General features: G+C 71.6%; 15 protein-coding genes. 7 read left to right on the top strand and 8 right to left on the bottom strand.

The window, feature by feature from the left end; genetic code table 11:
- The first annotated feature begins 523 nt into the window (after positions 1 to 523).
- The 3 genes from OG823_RS00785 (at position 524) to ddaH (ending at position 2,921) form a co-directional block, all read left to right on the top strand.
- Positions 524 to 1,471, top strand: a complete 948-nt coding sequence (locus OG823_RS00785; protein WP_371476538.1) for a ParB N-terminal domain-containing protein — start codon at positions 524 to 526, stop codon at positions 1,469 to 1,471.
- A gap of 156 nt (positions 1,472 to 1,627) precedes the next feature.
- Positions 1,628 to 1,852 carry an MbtH family protein gene (locus tag OG823_RS00790; RefSeq protein WP_371476539.1) on the top strand — a complete coding sequence of 75 codons (225 nt, stop codon included), beginning with the start codon at positions 1,628 to 1,630 and terminating at the stop codon, positions 1,850 to 1,852.
- 229 nt (positions 1,853 to 2,081) lie between these two features.
- Positions 2,082 to 2,921 (top strand): dimethylargininase, encoded by an 840-nt coding sequence (gene ddaH / locus OG823_RS00795; RefSeq protein ID WP_371476541.1) that lies wholly within the window; start codon positions 2,082 to 2,084, stop codon positions 2,919 to 2,921.
- Positions 2,922 to 2,992: 71 nt separating this feature from the next.
- Here the strand turns inward: ddaH and OG823_RS00800 are convergent, their stop codons facing one another.
- The 7 genes from OG823_RS00800 to rhaI all read right to left on the bottom strand — a co-directional run bounded on the left by OG823_RS00800 (position 2,993) and on the right by rhaI (position 14,604).
- Complete coding sequence (locus tag OG823_RS00800; protein ID WP_371476542.1) at positions 2,993 to 5,911, bottom strand: LuxR C-terminal-related transcriptional regulator; 2,919 nt, start codon at positions 5,909 to 5,911, stop codon at positions 2,993 to 2,995.
- Between the two features lie 765 nt (positions 5,912 to 6,676).
- Positions 6,677 to 7,312 (bottom strand): lactate utilization protein C, encoded by a 636-nt coding sequence (locus OG823_RS00805; protein WP_371476543.1) that lies wholly within the window; start codon positions 7,310 to 7,312, stop codon positions 6,677 to 6,679.
- Positions 7,309 to 8,745 carry a lactate utilization protein B gene (locus tag OG823_RS00810; RefSeq protein WP_371476544.1) on the bottom strand — a complete coding sequence of 479 codons (1,437 nt, stop codon included), beginning with the start codon at positions 8,743 to 8,745 and terminating at the stop codon, positions 7,309 to 7,311. The genes OG823_RS00805 and OG823_RS00810 overlap by 4 nt, the downstream gene beginning before the upstream one ends.
- Positions 8,742 to 9,497, bottom strand: a complete 756-nt coding sequence (locus tag OG823_RS00815; RefSeq protein WP_371484261.1) for a (Fe-S)-binding protein — start codon at positions 9,495 to 9,497, stop codon at positions 8,742 to 8,744. Before OG823_RS00815 ends, OG823_RS00810 begins: the two co-directional genes overlap by 4 nt.
- 59 nt (positions 9,498 to 9,556) lie before the next feature.
- Positions 9,557 to 11,029 (bottom strand): rhamnulokinase family protein, encoded by a 1,473-nt coding sequence (locus OG823_RS00820; protein ID WP_371476546.1) that lies wholly within the window; start codon positions 11,027 to 11,029, stop codon positions 9,557 to 9,559.
- A 257-nt stretch (positions 11,030 to 11,286) separates the two neighbouring features.
- Positions 11,287 to 13,326 carry a bifunctional aldolase/short-chain dehydrogenase gene (locus OG823_RS00825; RefSeq protein WP_371476548.1) on the bottom strand — a complete coding sequence of 680 codons (2,040 nt, stop codon included), beginning with the start codon at positions 13,324 to 13,326 and terminating at the stop codon, positions 11,287 to 11,289.
- Positions 13,327 to 13,437: 111 nt separating this feature from the next.
- Positions 13,438 to 14,604, bottom strand: coding sequence for an L-rhamnose isomerase (gene rhaI, locus OG823_RS00830; RefSeq protein ID WP_371476550.1), 1,167 nt, complete (start codon positions 14,602 to 14,604; stop codon positions 13,438 to 13,440).
- 162 nt (positions 14,605 to 14,766) lie between these two features.
- On the opposite strand from rhaI, the gene OG823_RS00835 reads away from it, so the two are divergent.
- On the top strand, positions 14,767 to 15,786 hold the full coding sequence (locus OG823_RS00835; RefSeq protein ID WP_371476551.1) for a LacI family DNA-binding transcriptional regulator: 1,020 nt from the start codon (positions 14,767 to 14,769) through the stop codon (positions 15,784 to 15,786).
- A 67-nt stretch (positions 15,787 to 15,853) separates the two neighbouring features.
- On the opposite strand, the gene OG823_RS00840 is transcribed toward OG823_RS00835, so the two are convergent.
- A complete protein-coding gene (locus OG823_RS00840) occupies positions 15,854 to 16,852 on the bottom strand; it encodes a LacI family DNA-binding transcriptional regulator (RefSeq protein WP_371476553.1) in 999 nt (332 codons plus the stop codon).
- 282 nt (positions 16,853 to 17,134) lie between these two features.
- Between OG823_RS00840 and OG823_RS00845 the strand changes: the two genes are divergently transcribed.
- The 3 genes from OG823_RS00845 (at position 17,135) to OG823_RS00855 (ending at position 20,349) form a co-directional block, all read left to right on the top strand.
- Positions 17,135 to 18,451 carry an ABC transporter substrate-binding protein gene (locus OG823_RS00845; RefSeq protein WP_371476554.1) on the top strand — a complete coding sequence of 439 codons (1,317 nt, stop codon included), beginning with the start codon at positions 17,135 to 17,137 and terminating at the stop codon, positions 18,449 to 18,451.
- A 106-nt stretch (positions 18,452 to 18,557) separates the two neighbouring features.
- Entirely contained in the window at positions 18,558 to 19,442 is an 885-nt protein-coding gene (locus OG823_RS00850; protein WP_371476556.1) for a carbohydrate ABC transporter permease, read from the top strand.
- A gap of 4 nt (positions 19,443 to 19,446) precedes the next feature.
- A complete protein-coding gene (locus OG823_RS00855; RefSeq protein WP_371476558.1) occupies positions 19,447 to 20,349 on the top strand; it encodes a carbohydrate ABC transporter permease in 903 nt (300 codons plus the stop codon).
- The last annotated feature ends 85 nt before the right edge of the window (positions 20,350 to 20,434 follow it).

The following is a 20,434-nucleotide window of genomic DNA, read 5'->3' on the forward strand; positions in this document are numbered from 1 at the left end:
GCAGCAACGACGGACAGGTGCGGTCCCGACCACCCGTTCCGGGTGCCTGCGGAACTTCCGCGACCGACCGGTCGTCGACAGGGCGTCGGCCAAGGAGCGATTCAGGGCCGGCGCCTTTCGTGTTTGACTGAACGGCCCCCCGGCGAGGAGTGGACGAGCACGGTGGCCCTCACGCTCCCACCGATCTGTCGACCCGTCAGGCCATGCCTGCGAGAGCACAGTTTGGTGCCCGGAGGTGCGGACACCCGGATCCGAAGTCGATCCGACGGAGCCATGACATGTCGGGGTGACCGGCGCAATACGACCAAAGTCGTATCGCCGTCTACGACCTACCGCTCGTCTCGTCCTTCCCCGGTCGTCTCCCCTCGCGGAACGACATCCGGTCCCTGTTAACTCGTCGGCGGCCAAGAGCACGGCATACGGGGACCGTGACAGGCCGCTCCACTCGAATGGGGACCGCGAAGTGGGAGTTACGTACGCCAGTTCATCGCCGAGAATCGGCTCCAACGAGGCGGTAAGACTCGTGGACGCTCCGGCACCGGCACCGCAGGAGGACGACACCGCGATGGTCTCGATCGCGGCACTCCTTCCGGCGAACTCGCCGCGGCTCACCGAAGTCGACGAGCACATACAGATGCTGTCGGAGACCGACGCCGAGCTACCGCCGATCCTGGTGCACCGGACCACCCTGCGGGTGATCGACGGAATGCACCGACTGCAGGCCGCACAGCGCCGCGGCGCCACCGCCATCACGGTGCGGTACTTCGACGGGGACGAGCGCGACGCGTTCGTCATGTCGGTGAAGCTCAACTGCTCGCACGGCCTGCCGCTGACGCTGGCCGACCGCAAGAACGCGGCACTGCGCATCATGCACTACCACCCGGAATGGTCCGACCGCGCGATCGCCGCCCTCGTCGGGATCTCCGACAAGACGGTCGGCGCGATCCGCCGCCGGGAGGGTGACAACCTGCCGCAGCTGGCCAACCGGGTCGGCCGCGACAACGAGAGCCACCCGCTCAACACCCGCGAAGGCCGGCTGCGCGCGAGCGAGTTGTTCCGGCAGAACCCGAACGCCACCACGCGCGAGGTGGCCCGGCTGGCGGAGATCTCGGCGACCACCGCCAAGGACGTCCGCAACCGGCTGCTGCGCGGCGAGAACCCGGTTCCGCCCAAGCAGCGCGAGCGCACCGGGATCGCCGAGCACCCGGTGCGTCCGGCCCCGGTCCGGCAGGTCCCTGCGGTCGAGTTGAGCCGGCTGCGCACCGACCCCTCGCTGCGGATGTCGCAAACCGGGCGTACGCTGCTGCGCTGGCTGGAGGCGCTGGGCGTCGACGAGAACGAATGGATCTCCGTCGTCGAATCAGTGCCGAGCCACTGCGCACCGGCCGTCGCCGAAATGGCGCGGCGGCGCGCCGACGACTGGCAGAGCTTCGCGGTCGCCCTCGACCGGCGAATCCGGCTGGTCTCCTGACCGGCGGCACCGACCCGGTACCGTCACACCGCCGTTGCAGCACCCCCCAACATCGCCATCGCACCGCTGCAGCACCCTCGCAGCAACGGCACACCACTTTGCGCGCACGATCCGAGCACTATCCGAGCACCTTCGTGACCTGATCCGGAGAGCACTATGAGCGTGAACCCCTTCGACGACGAGTCCGGCCGCTTCTTCGTCCTGGTCAACGGCGAGGACCAGCACTCACTGTGGCCTGTGTTCGCCGAGATCCCCGACGGCTGGCGTGTCGTGTTCGGCGAGGACGGCCGGGCCGAGTGCCTGGAGTACGTCGAGCGCGAGTGGAGCGACATGCGGCCCAAGAGCCTGCGCGACGCCATGACGGCCGACGCGGCGGTCTGACGATCGGCTCCCCGCCCGCCTGACACCACCACCGACCCATGCCTGGTTCGTGCCACACCCAGCCGTCGCGAACCAGGCATCAGTCGTACCTCCATACCGTCGCCCGGCGGCGCAGTGCTCCACGCAACGCGCTGATCCGCCACGACACGGGGGCTCCCGCGCACCCGCGCCGGGCGCCCGGGAGCACCTAGCCCCCTCTTCACCCTCCCGTCAGAAAGGGCCACCACGAGTGTCAGGCCTTTCCCGAACCGGACGGCGTCGGCATTACCTGCTGTGCGCGCCGACCCACTTCGACGTCCGCTACTCCATCAACCCGTGGATGGACCCCGGCCTGCCGACCGCCGCCGAGGTCGCCCTGTCGCAGTGGCAGCGGCTGCACGGCGTGCTCACCGACCTCGGGCACGACGTCGACCTGATCGACCCGCTCCCGGGCCTGCCCGACATGGTGTTCGCCGCCAACGGCGCGATCGTCGCCGACGGCCGCGCCCTGGTCGCCAGCTTCCGCCACGCCGAGCGGCAGGGCGAATCCCCCGCCTACCTGGACTGGTTCCGCTCCCGCGGCTACACCGAGGTGCGCCAGTCATCGGCCCTCAACGAGGGCGAGGGCGACTTCCTCACCACCGGCGACGTGATCCTGGCCGGCAGCGGCTTCCGCAGCGATGCCGAAGCCCGCGACGAGGTCCAGGAGTTCTTCGGCAAGAAGGTGCTGGGGCTGACCCTGGTCGACCCGCGCTTCTACCACCTGGACACCGCGATCGCCGTCCTGGACGAGCACGAGGTCATGTACCTGCCCCAGGCATTCGCCCCCGAGAGCCTCGACCTGCTCACCGAGCGCTACCCCGACGCCATCGCCGCGACCGAGGACGAGGCATGCCTGTTCGCCCTCAACGCGGTCAGCGACGGCAAGCACGTCATCCTGCCCACCGCGGCCACCCGGCTGGCCGCGCAGCTGCGTGAGCGCGGCTTCGAGCCGATCGGCGCCGACACCACCGAGCTGCTCAAGGCCGGCGGCGGCGCCAAGTGCTGCACCCTGGAGCTGCACGGCGTCCAGCCCGGCGACGCGGACTGACCACGGAGAGAGAACGAGGCCGGGCCGCGTGACGCGGTCCGGCCTCGCCGTTTCGCGCTGGTTCCTGCTGTTCAGTTCACGAGCCCGGCGGCGAGATCGGCCCGGCCCCGGATCCCGAGCTTGCGGTAGACCCTGGTGAGGTGCTGCTCGACGGTGCTCACCGTGACGGCCAGGACGCCGCTGATCTCCTGGTTCGTCAGACCCTGGACCGCGAGCGCCGCGACCCGCCGCTCGCCCTCGCTGATCGTTTCCACCCCGCCGGCCTCCGGCTCGGTCCTGGCGGTGGACGCCGGTCCTCCGGCCACGGCCCGGGAGGACGTCGTGGTCCGGGCGGCGACCGGGTGGATCGCCGGCCGCGCCGCGGGGACCCCCGCCGGCGGGCCCGGCCGGTCGGGCGGATCGACCGGATCGGACGGCGCGGCCGAGTCCGGCGGGCGGCCGCCCGGATCACGCCGTCCGGCCAGGCCGACCAGGCCACGCGGCCCGCGAAGGCCATGGTCCACGGAGGCGACGGCGGTCAACACCCCGCTCCGCTTTCCGGGCCCGGTCTCGTCCTGCCACGGCATCCGGTCCAGCATCCGCACCGTCCGCAGCGTCTCGGCCCGGTCACCGCACGCGGCGAGCAGCTCGACCGGCTCCCGCAGGCTCCGGTGCAGTTCCTCCGGCGGTCCGGCCAGTGCCAGCACCCGCAGGACCAGGGCGCGCGTGTGGCGGTCGGTGTCGACGGCCCGCGCGAGCTGATCGGTGGCCAGGTCACGGGCGGCGCACGCGTCCCCGAGGGCCAGGTGCGCCTCCGCCAGATCGGCCCGCCACGGGGCCAGGCCCGGCAGGTCGGTGCCGCGGGCGCCGAGGATCCGACCGATCCGGGTGAAGTCGCCGACGGCGGCCAGCGGGCGGCCGGTCGCCAGGTGGTAGTGCCCGCGGGCCCGGAGGAAGCGGATGCCGCCGACGGTGTGGTCGAGACCGTCCGGGATCCCACGGGCCACGACCTCCGCCGCCCGCTCGTACTCCCCCGCCGCCGTCCGCGCCGCCAGCAGCGTAGCCAGCGGGTCGGCGACCGCCCCACCCCAGTCCCGGTCGGGCAGCAGGCTGAGCGCGTGCCGGGCGAGGGCGGCCGCGTACGTCGCGTCACCGCCGCGCAGCACGACCGAGGACCACATGCCGGTGAGCACCGCCTGCCAGACGACCGCGCCGTGGCAGTCGGCCTCGGCCTTGAGGGTGCGCCACCACTCCTCGGCCTCCTCGGCCCGACCGGCCAGCACGAGCGCGAGCACCGCCGTCATCAGGGCCTCAAGGGTGCCGTCGGACAGCCGACAGCTGTCCAGCAGCCGCTCGGCGGCCGCGACCGAGGCGTCACCGCCGGGCTCGGACCAGATCCGCGACAAGTCCTCGGCGGCGGACAGCCACGGATCGGCGGCCCCGGTCGGCACCAGCGGCACGGCGTCCACCGGACCGAACCACCAACGGTGCGCCAACCGGCACAGCGCCTCAGCCTGAAAGTCCGGCGGCAAACCGGCCTGCCCGCCGGCCCAGGGAACGGCCGCACCCGAGCCGGACACGCCGGAGCCCACCGCCCCCGCGCCCAGTGCGCCGCAGTCGAACGGCAGGCTTCCGCGGTGGACGGCCTCGTCGCCCCACCACAGCGCCGCACGCGCGAACACCGCTGCCTGCTGCGGCGACTGCTCGGGGCTGTCGGACGGCAGGTCCGTGAGCGCGTCCAGATAACCCTGGCCGGCCGACGGGCTGCTGCGCCAGGCGCGGCGGGCCAGGTCGGCCAGGATCGCGCGCCGCTCCGCGTCCGAGCCGGCCGAGGCGACGGCGAGTTCGAGGCACTGGCGGGCGAAGTCGGCTTCCGGCACTGCGGTCTCGGGCGCGAGGTGGGCCTGCCCGCCGGCCTGGTCCGTCGCCTGCTCGGCCGCCCGGCGCAGCACCGGCGGTGCCCAGCCCGGTCCGGGCGAGCCGGCGGCGAGCAGGTGGGCGGCCACCTCGCGCGGCTCGGCGACCAGCCGCGTCTTGAGCTCGGCGGCCCGCAGGTGCGCCGCGGCGCGGGCTTCGGGTGTCAGGCCGCGGAGTACGGCCTCAGCGATCCCTGGGTGGCGGAACCAACCGTCGGCGAGCAGTCCGGACCGGTCCAGCGCCTCGGCGGCCACGGCCCCGACCAGCCCGACCGTCCCACCGGCTCCCGGCTCGGCCCGCGCGGGGAACGGCCCTCCGAAGGCCGCGAGCCGTCCGGCGGCCTCGCGCAGCGGCGGATCGCAGCGGTCCAGGTAGCGCCCGAGCGCCTCGACGTACTCCGCACCGCCGCCGTCCACCGCGCAGGCGGTCGAGCCGTCGGCGGTCGAGTCCTCGGCGAGCGCCGCGGTCAGCATCGGGATGCCGCAGCTGAGTTGCCGGGCGAGGAAGGGCGTCCCGTCGAACACCCGGTCGCCGAGGACCTCGCGGATCCGCTCCGCGGACCAGGGGGCGAGCCGGATCTCACGGTGCGCGCCCCAAGTGAACTGCCGGCCGCGGTCGCCGGCGACCGCGGTGTCCCGGACGCCGAGCACCATCGTCAACCGTACGGTCCGCAGCCGGCGTTGGAGCCGGCGCAGCACCAGCAGCGACGCGGCGTCCGCGAGATGCGCGTCGTCGACGACCAGGGCCAGCGGCTCCTCGCGGGCCAGTCGCCCGATCTTCGCCGCCCAGGACCGCGGCGAGTCCCCGCCGGCCTCGCTGTCTGGCACGCACTGCTCACCGAGCGAGCAGCACTCCACGCCGGCCAGCAGCTGCTCCAACACGGCCCCGGCGAATCCCTGTTCGTCGGCCGCGCCTACCGCGCTCAGCGTCCGCACGCCCTGCCGAACGCAGTGGTCGACGAACTCGTCGAGCAGCCAGGTCTTCCCGCTCGCGACGCCGCCGCTCACCAGGATCAGGCGTCCCGCCCCGGCTCGGCCCGGCACCGCCTGCTCGCTCAGGAAGGCCAGTGCCTCCTCCGGTTCCAGCTCCATCATCGCCCGACCCCCGAGTTCCGCTCCCCCCGGCGCACCCCCGACCTCTCACCACCAGGCAGGCCACACGACCTTGCCAGAGGACCCGCCGACCGACAACCTCCGCACCCGACCGCGGAGTCGGCGATGTTCAGGACGCGGCGCGCCAGACGCGCCTGTGCCTGCCCCCGCCCTCGCCATGGATCGTCTCGGCGGAGCCGATGCCCGGCTTCTCCGCGACGGCCCGTAGCGCGGCCGATTCGTTCGGGCAGTCACCGAGGACCTCGGCGACCATGCGCACCGCACGGCGGCGCGGCTCAGGCGGGCAGGAGGAGGGACGTGCCAGGACTCGATGAAAACAGACAGGTGTATAGGTTTTCAGCCTCTCGGGCACCGGGTGGAGGACGGCCCTGGCGGGCTCGGCCCCGTCGAGGGTGGCCAGGCGGCATCGCATCTCCTCCGAAGTCCGCCGGGCACGGGCCCTCCATTCGCGGCCGCCGCCCTTCGCAGGCGGGGCCGGCCACGGATCCAGGAGTTCCGCCGTACCGGCTGCCCGGACGAGCCGCGTGGATCCGCCGAGCAACCGCACGGCCGCTCCGGTAGGGCCGAGGACGTCACCCTCCAGCAGAAGCAGCGCCTCGTGTCCGAGGAGAACTCCCACGCCTCTCACCCCTTCGGAGGTGGACGGACCAGCAGCAGCGCGGGCCCGACCGCCTTCCCGGTCTCGCGCGCGGTGGACCTCCGCGCACACGACGGCAGTGCTCCTGCGCCGGGGCCGACGGGAGAGCATCAGTCGAGGATGCAGACCTCCAGGGTGCGGGGGCCGTGCACGCCCTCGACACGGTCGAGTTCGATGTCACTGGTGGCGGAGGGGCCGGAGATCCAGGTCTGCGGGCGGCCCGGGTCGAGCAGCGGGAGGGCCTGCGGCACGGAGGCGAGGACCTGATCGGCGCGCACGACGCAGATGTGGTGGTCCGGGACGAGGGTGAGCAGCCGGCGGCCCTGGCCGGGGCCGGTGTCGAGCACGATCGTGCCGGTCTCGGCGATGGCGAGGGCGCAGCCGGTGATCACGCTGTCGACGCTCTCCAGGGTGTGCGCGGTCAGGCTGCCGTCGTCGGGCAGCCGTTCGACGGTCGCCAGCGCGAGCCAGTCGGGCGGAAGGCCGGGTGGGGTGACGAGGACGCGGGTGCCGCGGTCGGCGAGCAGGCGGGCGAGCATAGCCGGCAGGGCGCCGGCGGTGGTGCGGTGGACGTGTGCACGGTAGTCGGCGAGGTTCTCCGCCAGGAGGTCCAGCAGGGCCGCCGGGCCGCCGGGGACGTGCGCCGCCAGGTAGCCGCGCGCGGGGGTGCCGGTCTCGGCGTGGCCGGGGATGTCGGTGAGCGCGGCACGGATGCGGGCCAGGACGGTGTCGCGGGCGGTGGTCATCGGCTTCCGTCCTTGCGGTTCTTCTTCCACCAGTCGCGGAAGGGTTCGGCGGGCAGAGCGGGCAGGTCGCGGGTGTCGGACCATGCCTTCGCCGGCCCCGGCAGGGGCAGGCGCTTCGGGTGGAGAGCGCGGGTCCTGGTGGCGGCGCGTTCGGCGGCGGTGAGCGCGGCGGGGTGGTCCAGCAGCCAGGTCGCGGCCTTCATCGCGGCCCGCTCGACGCGGTGCCCCTCCACCTGCTCGGCGACCTGTTCGCGCAGGTGGACGAGGACCTCCGGAATGTCGATCGCGACCGGGCAGACCTCGTAGCACGCCCCGCACAGCGTGGACGCGTACGGCAGCGACGCCTCCAGCTCGCTCTGCAGGCCGCGCAGCTGCGGGGTGAGGATCGCGCCGATCGGGCCGGGGTAGGGCGAGCCGTAGGCGTGGCCGCCGGCCCGCTCGTAGACCGGGCACACGTTCAGGCAGGCGGAGCAGCGGATGCAGCGCAGCGCCTGGCGGCCGACCTCGTCCGCCAAGGTCGCGGTGCGGCCGTTGTCGAGCAGGACCAGGTGGAACTCCTGCGGGCCGTCGCGGTCGGTGGTGCCGGTCCAGGTGGAGGTGTAGGGGTTCATCCGCTCGGCGGTGGAGGAGCGGGGCAGCAGCTGGAGGAAGACCTCCAGGTCGCGCCAGGTCGGGATGACCTTCTCGATGCCGACCACGGAGATCAGGGTCTCGGGCAGGGTCAGGCACATCCGGCCGTTGCCCTCCGACTCGACGACGACCAGGGTGCCCGTCTCGGCGATGAGGAAGTTCGCGCCGGAGACCGCCACCTTGGCGCGCAGGAACTTCTCCCGCAGGTGCAGCCGGGCGGCTTCGGCGAGGTCGGCGGGGCGGTCGGTGAGGCCGTCGGGGGCCGGGCGCCCCCAGCGGCCCATCGCCTCGGCGAAGATGTCCCGGATCTCGCCCCGGTTCTTGTGGATCGCGGGGACGAGGATGTGCGAGGGGAGGTCGTCGCCGAGCTGCACGATCAGTTCGGCGAGGTCGGTCTCGTAGGCGGTGATGCCCTCGGCGGCCAGCGCCTCGTTCAGCCCGATCTCCTGCGTCGCCATCGACTTGACCTTCACCACCTCGCTCTCGCCTTTCGCGTGGACCAGGTCGGCGACGATCCGGTTCGCCTCGGCCGCGTCCGTCGCCCAGTGCACGGTGCCGCCGGCCGCCTGCACGGCCGCTTCCGCCTGCAGCAGATAGTGGTCCAGTCGGGCGAGGGTGTTGTCCTTGATCTCCTTGCCCGCCTGTCGCAGCTGGGCCCAGTCGTCGAGCTCGCCCACCGCGGCGGCTCGTTTGTCGCGGATGGTGTGCGTGGCGTGGGTCAGGTTCGCGCGCAGCTGCTCGTTCTTCGTGGAGGTCTTGGCGGCCTCGGGGAAGGCCGGCATGCCCAGGTAGGCGCCGCTCATGCGAGGACCTCCGTCTCGGTCGAGGCCAGGATCTCGGCCAGGTGCACCGCCCGCATCGCGGCCCCCTGGCGGCGCAGGGTGCCGTCCAGGTGCAGCAGGCACGAGTTGTCCGCCCCGCACAGCACTCCCGCACCGGTGGACAGTGCGTTACGGACCTTGTCGGCCCCCATCGCCGCCGAGACGTCCGGGTTCTTCACCGCGAAGGTGCCACCGAAGCCGCAGCACTCCTCGGCTCCCGGCAGCTCCCGCAGTTCCAGCCCCTTCACGGCCTCCAGCAGCCTGCGCGGCCGCTCCCCCAGACCCAGCATCCGCAGCCCGTGACAGGACGGGTGGTAGGTGACCGTGTGCGGGAAGTACGCCCCCACGTCCGTCACCCCCAGCACGTCCACCAGGAACTCGGTGAGTTCGAACGTCCGGGCGGCGAGCGAGGCGGCGGCGTCCGCCAGCTCGCTGCCGCGCCCCTGCGCCAGCGCCTTGGCGCCGATCCGCGGGTAGTTGTCCCGGACCATCGCCGCGCACGAACCCGAGGGCGTGACGACGTAGTCGTAGCCTTCGAACGCGCGGGCGCTGCGCAGCACCAGCGGCTCGGTCTCGCGCCGGTAGCCGGTGTTGTACTGCGGCTGTCCGCAGCAGGTCTGCGCGGCCGGGAAGTCGACCTCCACGCCGAGCCGGTCGAGCAGGGTGACCACGGCACGGCCGGTGCCGGGGTAGAGCGCGTCGTTGACACAGGTGACGAACAGGGCGACTCGCATCGGGCCGTCCGCGGGGGTGGAGCGGTGGGGCGGGTGGTTCATCGGTTCTCGCTCTCGGGTCAGGACAGGCCGATTCGCGCGGCGGCGGAGTCCCAGGCTCTCGTGTCGCCACCGGGTGTGTAACGGCGAAGCTGCTGGGTGCCGGCGATCAGGCGGCGCATGCCGGCGCGGTCGTCGACCAGGCCGTGGGCGCGGGCCTGGACGAGGACGTTGCCCAGGGCGGTGGCCTCCGTGGGGCCGGCGACCACGGGCAGACCGGTGGCGTCGGCGGTGAACTGGCAGAGCAGTTCGTTGCGGCTGCCGCCGCCGACCAGGTGGACGACGCGGATGTCGCGTCCGGTCAGGGCCGCGGCCTGACGCAGCGTGTGCCGGTGGGCGAGGGCGAGGCTCTCCAGTATGCAGCGCACGGTCGCCCCTTGGTCCGCAGGTGCGTTCTGGCCGGTGCGGGCGCAGTGTTCCGCGATGCGGGCCGGGATGTCGCCGGGAGCAAGGAACTCGGGAGCGTCGGGGTTGACCAGGGCGGCGAAGGGGCGGGACCGGGCGGCCTGGTCGAGGAGCGCGGGCAGCCGGTGCGGCAGCCCTCGGGCCCGCCAGGTGCGCTGGCTCTCGCTGAGCAGCCACAGGCCCATGATGTTGCGCAGGTAGCGGGTGGTGTTGTCGATGCCGAGTTCGTTGGTGAAGTTGGCGGCCCGGGAGGCGTCGGTGAGGACGGGGCGTTCCAGTTCGAGGCCGGCCAGCGACCAGGTGCCGCACGAGACGTAGGCGAAGGCGGCGGTGGTGGCGGGGACGGCGGCCACCGCGGACGCGGTGTCGTGGGAGGCGACCGCGGTGACCGGGGTGTCCTCGGGCAGGCCGGTGGCGGCCACGACGTGCGGCAGGAGGGTGCCGGCCTGGTCACCGGGTCTGCGCAGCGGGGGCAGCAGGGCGGCGTCGAGGCCGAGGGCCGTGAGGACGGGCTGGGACCAGGTACCGGTGCGTGCGTCGTAGAGGCCGGTGGTGGAGGCGTTGGTGGCCTCCGTCCCGGTGCTTCCGGTGAGCCAGTGGGTGATGAGGTCGGGAATGAGCAGGATGTTCCGGGCACGGTCGAGCTGCTTCTCGGCCGCGAGCTGGAAGATCGTGTTGAAGGGAAGGTGCTGCAGGCCGGTGATGCGATAGAGGTCCCTGGCCGGGATACGGTTCCAGACCTCTGCGACGGCGGGGCCGGTGCGGGTGTCGCGGTAGTGGAAGGGCGTGGCGACGAGGGCGCCGTCGGCGTCGAGCAGACCGTAGTCGACGGCCCAGCTGTCGATGCCGACGGAGGCGATGTCCACCGTCCGGGCAGCTTCGCGCAGTCCGTCGAGAATCCCCTGGTACAGGCCGAGGACGTTCCAGTGGAGGCCGTCGGGCAGGTGGGCCGGGGTGTTGTCGAAGCGGTGGACCTCGGTGAGGTCGAGGGTGTCGCGGCCGACCCGGCCGATGACGACCCTTCCGCTGGTGGCGCCGAGGTCCGCCGCCGCGAAGGCGGTGGGCGAGGTGGAGGAGGTGGGTTTCACGGCAGGGTGGTCCTCGGTGGTGCGGGGGGGGCGAAGGGGTTGGTCGGGGTGGCCGCGACTGCGTCGGCGCGGCCACGCCGTGGTGCAGGGCCGGTCAGGCGGATCTTGCGCCCGGACGGGCGCCCGACCTCGCGCGTCGATCCGCCGAGATCCGTCGGACCGGCCCTGGACGGCCGGTGGTGCGCACCGGCCGCCACCCTCATCCCGCCTGACGGAGCGTTCGCGGCGGGGGCCCGGAGCGGTTCCGGGGGGAGCGATCAGCGCAGGAAAGCTGCGGCGACGCCGGCGTCCACGGGGATGTGCAGGCCCGTGGTGTGGGTGAGGTCACCGCCGGTGAGGGCGAAGACGGCGTTCGCGACGTGCTCGGGGAGGACCTCGCGCTTGAGGAGGGTGCGCTGGGCGTAGAACTCGCCGAGCTTGTCCTCCTCGATGCCGTAGGTGGCGGCGCGCTGGGCTCCCCAGCCGGCGGCGAAGATGCCGGAGCCGCGGACGACGCCGTCGGGGTTCACTCCGTTGACGCGGATGCCGTGCTCGCCGAGTTCGGCGGCGAGCAGGCGGACCTGGTGGGCCTGGTCGGCCTTGGTCGCGGAGTAGGCGATGTTGTCGGGGCCGGCGAAGACGGCGTTCTTGGAGGCGATGTAGACGATGTCGCCGTCCAGGTTCTGCTCGATCATGGTGCGGGCGGCCTCGCGGGAGACGAGGAAGGAGCCGCGGGCCATGATGTCGTGCTGGAGGTCCCAGTCCTTGGCCGTGGTCTCCAGCAGGGGCTTGGAGATGGAGATGCCGGCGTTGTTGACCACCAGGTCGACACCGCCGAAGGCCAGGGCGGCGGCCTTGAACGCCGCCGCGATCTGCTCCTCGTCGGTGACGTTCGCGGTGACGGCGACGGCCCGGTCGGGGCCGCCGAGCTCCTGGGCGACGGCGGCGGCGTTCTCGGCGTTCAGGTCGGCCACCACGACGCAGGCCCCCTCTGCGGCCAGGCGGTGGGCGATGGCCTTGCCGATGCCGGAGCCGGCGCCGGTGACCAGGGCGACGCGGGCCGCGAGCGGCTTGGGCTCGGGCATCCGCCGGAGCTTGGCCTCCTCCAGCGACCAGTACTCGATGCGGAACTTCTCGCTCTCCTCGATCGGGGCGTAGGAGGAGACGGCCTCGGCTCCGCGCATGACGTTGATGGCGTTGAGGTAGAACTCCCCGGCGACGCGGGCGGTCTGCTTGTCCCTGCCGAAGGAGAACATCCCGACGCCCGGGACGAGGACGATCGCCGGGTCGGCGCCACGGATGGCGGGCGAGTCGGCGGTGGCGTGCCGGTCGTAGTAGGCCTGGTAGTCACGCCGGTACTCGGCGTGGAGCTCCTTCAGCCGCGCCACGGCCTCGTCCAGAGGCGCGGCGGCGGGCAGGTCGAGGACCAGCGGGCGGACCTTGGTGCGCAGGAAGTGGTCGGGGCAGGAGGTACCGAGGGCGGCCAGGCGGGGGTGCTCGGCGTGGGCCAGGAAGTCCAGCACCGGGGCGGTGTCGGTGAAGTGGCCGACCTGGCGGGCGTCGGTGGAGGCCAGGCCGCGGACGACCGGGGCGAGGGCCGCGGCCCGCTCGCGCCGCTCGGCCTCGGGCAGCGGCCCGTAGCCGTCCAGCGCGGGGCCGAACGGCTGGGCCTTCCCCCGGTCGGCGAGGAAGACCTCGGCGGTGCGGATGATGTGCAGCGCGTTGGCCTCGCACTCCTCGCTGGTGGCGCCCCAGGCGGTGATGCCGTGGCCGCCGAGGACGCAGCCGACGGCCTGCGGGTTGGCCTCCTTGATCGCGGCGATGTCCAGCCCGAGCTGGAAGCCGGGGCGGCGCCAGGGCACCCACACCACGGCGTCGCCGAAGCACTCGGCGGTGAGCTTCTCGCCGTCGGCGGCGGTGGCCAGCGCGATGCCGGAGTCCGGGTGCAGGTGGTCGACGTGGGCGGCGTCCACCAGGCCGTGCATGGCGGTGTCGATGGACGGCGCCGCGCCGCCGCGTCCGTGCAGGCAGTAGTCGAACGCGGCGACCATCTCGTCCTCGCGCTCGACGCCGGGGTAGACGTCGACGAGGGAGCGCAGCCGGTCCAGGCGCAGTGCGGCCAGGCCGTTCTCGGTCAGGGTGCCCAGGTCGCCGCCCGAGCCCTTCACCCAGAGCAGTTCGACGGGCCGGCCGGTGGCGGGGTCGGTGTCGGTGCCCTGGGCGGAGGTGTTGCCGCCGGCGTAGTTGGTGTTGCGCGGGTCGGAGCCGAGTCGGTTGGAGCGCGCCAGCAGGGCGGCGACTTCGGGGTGCAGAGCCATGGTGGGAGGTCTTCCTGGTCGATCCGTGGGTGGCGCCGGCGGGGTGCGCGGGCCGGCCGGTGGGGTGAGCCGGAGTCCGGCCGGCCCGCGGGACGATGGCTGGGGAGCGGGTCAGGCTCCCCAGCCGGCCTGTTCGCCGCCGACGCGTTCGGCGGCGGTCTTCTCGGCCCAGCCGGTGGCCCGGTAGGCGGCGACGGGGTCGGTACGCAGGCCCATCTCCTCGCGGACCTCGGCCAGCAGGGGGCGGACGTCCGTACTGAAGGCGTCCATGAGAACGGCGTTCGCCGCCAGCACGTCGCCGCCGCGTTGGGCGGCGCCCAGCGCGTCCGCGTCGACCAGCAGGGCCTTGGCGGTGGCCTCCTGGACGTTCATCACCGAGCGGATGACGGCCGGGATCTTCGCCTCGATGTTGTGGCACTGGTCGAGCATGAACGCGACGCCGGCCTGCTCGTCCAGGCCGCCGTTCCTGACGACCTCGTGCATGATCCGGAACAGCTGGAACGGATCGGCCGCGCCGGCCATGAGGTCGTCGTCGGCGTAGAAGCGGGAGTTGAAGTCGAAGCCGCCGAGCTTCCCCTCGCGGAGCAGGAACGCGACGATGAACTCGATGTTGGTGCCCGGCGCGTGGTGCCCGGTGTCGACGACGACCTGGGCCTTCGGCCCGAGCCGGAGGCAGTGGGCGAAGGCGGTGCCCCAGTCAGGGACGTCCATCGTGTAGAAGGCGGGCTCGAAGAGCTTGTACTCCAGCAGGATCCGCCGGTCGTCGCCGAGCCGTGCGTACACCTCGCCGAGCGCCTGGGCCAGGCGGTCCTGGCGGGCGGCGATGTCGTCCTGGCCGGGGTAGTTGGTGCCGTCGGAGAACCACAGCTTCAGGTCGCGCGAGCCGGTGGCGTCCATGATGTCGACGCACTCCAGCAGGTGGTCGACGGCCTTGCGCCGCACCCGCGGGTCGGGGTTGGTGACCGAGCCGAGCTTGTAGTCGTCGTCCTGGAAGACGTTGGCGTTGATCGCGCCGAGCTCCAGCCCGAGGCTCCCGGCGTGGGCGGCGAGCTTGCCGTAGTCCTCGACGCGGTCCCAGGGGATGTGCAGCGAGACCTTGGGGGCGACGCCGGTGGCGGTATGCACCTGGGCGGCGTCCGCGAGCTTCTCGTACGGGTCGCGCGGCACGCCCGGCTGGGCGAACACCTTGAACCGCGTTCCCGAGTTTCCGTAGCCCCATGAGGGGGTCTCGATGCGCTGGTTCCTCAGCGCATCCTTCACTGCCGACGGCTCGGACACGGGCACCTCTTCGAAGCAGTTGAATCGTTTCAAGAGGACCGTAAGCCGGATCCCCTCCCCCGTCAAGGCGGTGCTGGTGTGAGGAAACGAGCTGGCGTAACTTGAGTTCGACGCCGCCCCAGGGGCCGGTGAGACTTTTCAACGGCCCGCACGGGGGAACACATGGCTGGTACGGCTGGCATCAAGGACGTGGCGCGACTGGCCGGGGTGTCCGTCGGCACGGTGTCGAACGTGATCAACCGCCCGGACATGGTCGGGGAGGACACCCGTCGCCGCGTCCGGAGCGCCATCGACCAGCTCGGCTACGTCCGCAGCGAATCCGCCCGCCAGCTCAGAGCCGGCCGCAGCCGGATCATGGGACTGCTGGTCCTCGACCTGGGCAACCCCTTCTTCGTCTCGGTGGCCAGGGGGGCGGAACAGGCCGCCCGCGCGGCGGGGCTGGGCGTGATGGTCTGCAACAGCGCCCAGAACCCCGCCGACGAGGCCGACTACCTGTCGCTCTTCGCCGAACAGCGGGTGCGCGGCGTACTCCTCACTCCGACGGACTCCACGGCGGCGGCCACCGCGGTGCTGCGCCGCAACAACGTCCCGTTCGTCCTCGTGGACCGCGTCCTGCCGGGCACCGACGCCTGCTCGGTGGCGGTGGACGACATCACGGGCGGCGCGATGGCCGCCCGGCACCTGCTGGAGAGTGGACACCACCTGATCGCCTATGTGGGAGGCGGCCATCCACTGCAGCAGGTGCGCGACAGGCGCGAAGGAGCCCTGGGAGCGGTGGCTCTGGCGGGGTACGGGCGGGAGTCCCTGGTGGACGTCCGGGTCGACCGACTCGATGTGGAAGCGGGCCGGGACGCCGGCGCGCGCCTCCTCGGCCTGACGCCCAGGCCGACCGCCGTGTTCTGTGCCAACGACCTGCTGGCCCTGGGAGTCCTGCAGACGGCCTACGCCGCCGGCCTGCGGGTACCCGAGGATCTCGCGATCGTCGGGTACGACGACATCGAGTTCGCCTCGGCGGCCGCGGTGCCACTGACATCGGTGCGCCAGCCGGCGGAGGCGATGGGCCGGACCGCGGCCGAGCTCCTGCTGGAGGAGACCGGTGAGGACGCGTCCGGACACCGGCACCAGCAGATCCTGTTCCAGCCCGAGATCGTGGTCCGGCGCTCCAGTCTCCGGGGCGCGTGACGTCCGCCCGTCCGGACGCTTTGAAACCGTTCAACCCGGCAGGTGCAGGCGCGCGAGGTGGCTCCGCTCAGCCCGCCTTCGGCGCCGCCGTACTACGGCGGACGACGAGGCGGGGAGTCATGGACGTCTGCACGGCCCGGGTCCGGTGACCTTCGACCCGTTCCAGGAGCATCCGGGCGGCGGTTGACCCCATGGTGTGCCCGGCCTGGTCGACGCTGGTCAGCTGGACGGGAGCGAGAGCGGCGACGGCGGTGTTGTTGTACCCGACCAGCGACACGTCCCCGGGGATGTCCAGTCCCAGCTCGTGGACCGCCCGGTAGACACCGAGCGCGGCCACGTCGGCGCCGGCCATGACGGCCGTCGGAGGGTTGGGACCGCCCAGCAGCTGGAGGCCGGCGCGGTAGCCGCCCTCGTCGGAGTAGTCCGTGGGGATCACCTGGGCGCGGTCCGCCAGTCCATGCCGCTCCATAGCCTCCCGGTAGCCGCCGGTCAGGACGATCTCCGGGGTGCGCTTCCACCGGCTCGCCCTGGTGCCGGGGGCCGCGAGCAGGGCGATCCTGCTGTGCCCGAGCGACACGAGGTGGTCCACCACCAGGCCGGCCCCCAGCTCGTCGGCGTCCACCACGGAGTCGTGGACGGCGGAGGCGTCATGGTGGCCGATGATCACGGTCGGCGTCGTCTCGGCGGTGGCCAGGACCTCGGTGCGCGGCGTCCCGGGAGCGATCAGGATCAGCCCGTCCATCTGGCGGTCCACCATCGCCCGCACGGTGCGGCCCTGGCCCTCGGCACCGAAGCCCGCGGCTCCGATCATGACGGTGTAGTCGCCGTCGCGGAGCTGTTCCTGGATGCCGTCGATGATGTCGGCGAAGAAGGTGTTGCGCATGTTGTCCAGCAGGACGCCTATCGTGTAGGTCCGACCGCGCATCCCACGCGCCGCCGCATGCGGACGGTAGTCCAGCTCGGCCATCGCGGCGCGGACCCGCTCCTGCATGGCGGCACTCACCCCGTAGGCGTTGCGCAGGACCTTGGACACAGCTGCCGTGGACACGCCGGCGTGCTGGGCCACGTCCGTGATGGTCACGCGCTTCGAGCGGCTTGCCGGCTCCATGCGGGGCGCCCTCCAGTCTCATTGGATGAATAACGTTCTACACGATTCTTCCAGGCCAGGAGCTCCCTTTGGAAGAGATGACCGCGACGTTACATCCTCGTGTCTTGACGCGAAAGCCGCATGCAGGCACTGTGGTGGCACTCCAGCGGAGAACGTTCTACACAGCCGGGACCCCATCTGAGCGCGTCCCGCCGTTCTCGCCGCGATGCCTCCTCCTCAATGACGCCAGGGAGCACAGCCGTGACCATCTCCTCCACCCGCCCCGGTAGAGCGCGCCTCGTCGGCCTCACCGCCAGCGCCGCCGCCGTGGTCCTCCTCGCCTCCGCCTGCGGCAGCACCGGCTCGGGCGCCTCCGCCGCGCCCAAGGACTTCAGCTACCTCTCGGTCGTGGAGAACACCACCGTCAAGACGACCCTCACCACCCTCTCCCAGGGCGCCTGCACCACCCAGAACACGGCGCTGCCCCTCAAGGTCGATACCGTGCCGCAGACCGGCCTGGACCAGAAGCTGCAGCTGCTGGCCGGCCAGGGCGCCCTCCCGGTACAGTTCGCCGCCGGCAGCGCCCCCGCCCTGACCAACCAGCTCTTCAAGTCCGGCAAGGTCGCCAACCTGGAGGACGAGCTCACCAAGCTCGGCGTGTACGACCAGCTCCAGCCGGCGGCCGTCTCCACCATCCAGGCGCTGTACGACGGCAAGGTCGCGGTCCTGCCGTACGAGTACAACATCGAGGGCATCTTCTTCAACAAGAAGCTGTTCGCCGAGCACGGTCTCTCGACCCCCAAGACCTGGGACGAGCTGGTCACCACCGCCGGCAAGCTGCAGGACGCCGGCGTGCAGCCCTTCGCCGCCTCCGGCCAGCAGGGCTGGCCGCTCACCCGGCTCATCAGCGGCTACCTCTACCGCAGCCTCGGCCCGTTCGCGATGGATCACATCGCCAGCGGCAAGGCCAAGCTGACCGACCCGGAGTACGTGGCCGCCGCCGCCAAGGTCGCGGACCTCGGCAAGAAGGGCTACTTCGGCCAGGGCGTCGGATCGATCGACTACGACACCGCGATGAACCAGTTCCTCAGCGGCAAGGCCGGCATGTTCTACATGGGCAGCTGGGCGCTGTCGAACATCGCCGACGCCAAGCAGGACACGGTGGGTGCGGAGAACATCGGCTTCATGCCCTTCCCCGCGGTGGCCGACGGCAAGGGCTCGATCGACCAGTACCCCTCGAACGTCGGGCTTCCGATCGCGCTGAACTCCAAGACCTTCGACGCCAAGACCGGCGACTGGGTGAAGTGCATCGCCCAGAACTACGGCAGCACGGCGCTGAAGGACCAGGGCACGATCTCCGGGTTCAAGGTGAACACCCCCGTTCCCGACAAGAACGCCGTCACCAAGCAGGTCCGGGAGACGATCGACGCCTCCAAGCAGAACGTCCTGTGGTTCGAGGCGCTGTTCAGCACGAAGGCCACGACCGTCAGCCAGTCCAACGCGGCCTCCCTGGTCACCGGCAGCACCAGCCCGGAGAAGTTCATGCAGCTGGTGCAGGACGCCCAGTCCGGCCAGTGAGCCCGCGCCGGCGGCCGGGGAGCGGACCGCAGTGGGTTGCGCCGCCGCTCCCGGGCCGCCGGACGTCCGGCCGCTCCATCTCCTACACACAACGAAGGACACGACCATGCACCGCGTACTCGGTGACCGCAGGGCCATCATGATTCTGGTGGGTCCAGCCCTGCTCGTGTACTCCCTCATCATGATCGTCCCGATGGTGTGGTCACTGGGCTACGCGTTCACCACGGGCAACGCCATCGACGGCTTCACCTGGAGCGGGCTGGAGAACTTCCGGCACCTGTTCTCGGACTCGGCCGTCCAGTCGTCCCTGTGGTTCACCGTCAAGTACGCGGTCGTCGTCACCATCGGCCAGGTCCTGGCCGGTTACGGTCTCGCCCTGCTGTACACCTTCTACCTGAAGCGGGCCTCGGCGTTCATCCGCACCCTGGTCTTCTTCCCCGTGGTGCTACCGACCGTGGCCGTCGGCCTGCTGTTCCAGAAGTTCTTCCAGGTCGCCCCGCAGACCGGCCCCGTCAACTCGCTGCTGAACATGGTCGGCATCGGTTCGATCGACTGGTTCGGCAGCTCCGGCAGCGCGTTCTGGGTCCTCGTCATCATGGACATCTGGCGCTCGATGGGCTTCTACGCCGTCCTGCTCTTCGCCGGCCTGCTGGACATCCCGGAGGAGGTCCTCGAATCGGCCCGTCTCGACGGCGCCTCCGGGCCGCGCCTGATCCGGCACATCATCCTGCCGCTGTCCTTCCCGGTCCTCATGTCCTCCGTGATCTTCAGCATCAACGGCACCCTGAAGGTCTTCGACTCCGTCGTGGCCCTCACCAACGGCGGTCCCGGCAATTCCACCACACCGCTGACCCTGTACATGTTCCAGACGTCCTTCACCTACAGCGAGTACGGCTACGGCAGCGCGATCGCCCTGCTGCTGACCGTGCTGTGCCTGCTGGTGACCCTGGTCGTCTTCCGCGTCTCGCGGCGCGACCTCACGAAGGGCTGACCCCATGTCCACCGACGCGCCGCCGCAGATCCGGGTCTCCCGGCCCTCCCACAGCTCCCGCCGCTCCCGGCCGCCGAGGCGCCTGCGCCTCGGGAAGCTCTGGGTGAAGGCAGTCATCGGGATCCTGCTCGTCATCGAGGTCTACCCGCTGGTCTGGATGTTCCTCACCTCGCTGAAGTCCAACAGCGACTACCTCAACAACTCCACCTGGAGCCTGCCCACCACCTGGGAGTGGGGCAACTACACCGAGGCCTGGACCACCGGCCACATCGGCCTGTACGTCCGCAACAGCCTGCTGGCGGTCGTTCCCTCGCTCGCCCTGATCCTCCTGATGGGCGCTGCCGCGGGCTTCGCGCTGCAGATCATGGTCTGGAAGGGCCGGAGCCTGACGCTGCTGATCTTCCTGGCCGGTGTCATGGTGCCCGCCCAGATGATCCTGCTCCCGTTGTTCTCCGTCTACTTCCGAACCGGCCTCTCCGGCACGCTGTGGCCGCTGGTCCTCACCTACACGGGTACGGGCCTGCCGCTGACGGTGTTCATGATGAGCACCTACTACAAGTCCCTGCCCCGTGAGGTCTTCGAGGCGTCCACCCTCGACGGCGCGAGCATCCTGCGCTCGTTCTGGACGATCAGCCTGCCGATGGTGCGCAACGCCATCCTCACCGTCGGCCTGGTCCAGTTCTTCTTCATCTGGAACGACCTGCTCGTCGCCCTGACCTTCACCAACAGCCAGGACCTGCGCACCGTTCAGGTCGGCCTGCTGAACTTCACCGGTGACTTCGGCTCCACCCAGTACGGCCCGCTGTTCGCCGCGATCTGCATCAACGTCGTCGGCACGCTGCTGATCTACCTCTTCCTCAACCAGAAGGTCATGAAGGGCCTCACGGGAGGCGCCGTCAAGGGCTGACGCCCGCACCGCTCCCCCACCCCCGCACACACGGGGGCCGTACCACCCACGTCACGGAAGGTCCCCTTTGTTGCACCTCCAGCCT

Origin of the sequence: Kitasatospora sp. NBC_00315 (assembly GCF_041435095.1) — a bacterium.
Lineage (GTDB): Bacteria > Actinomycetota > Actinomycetes > Streptomycetales > Streptomycetaceae > Kitasatospora.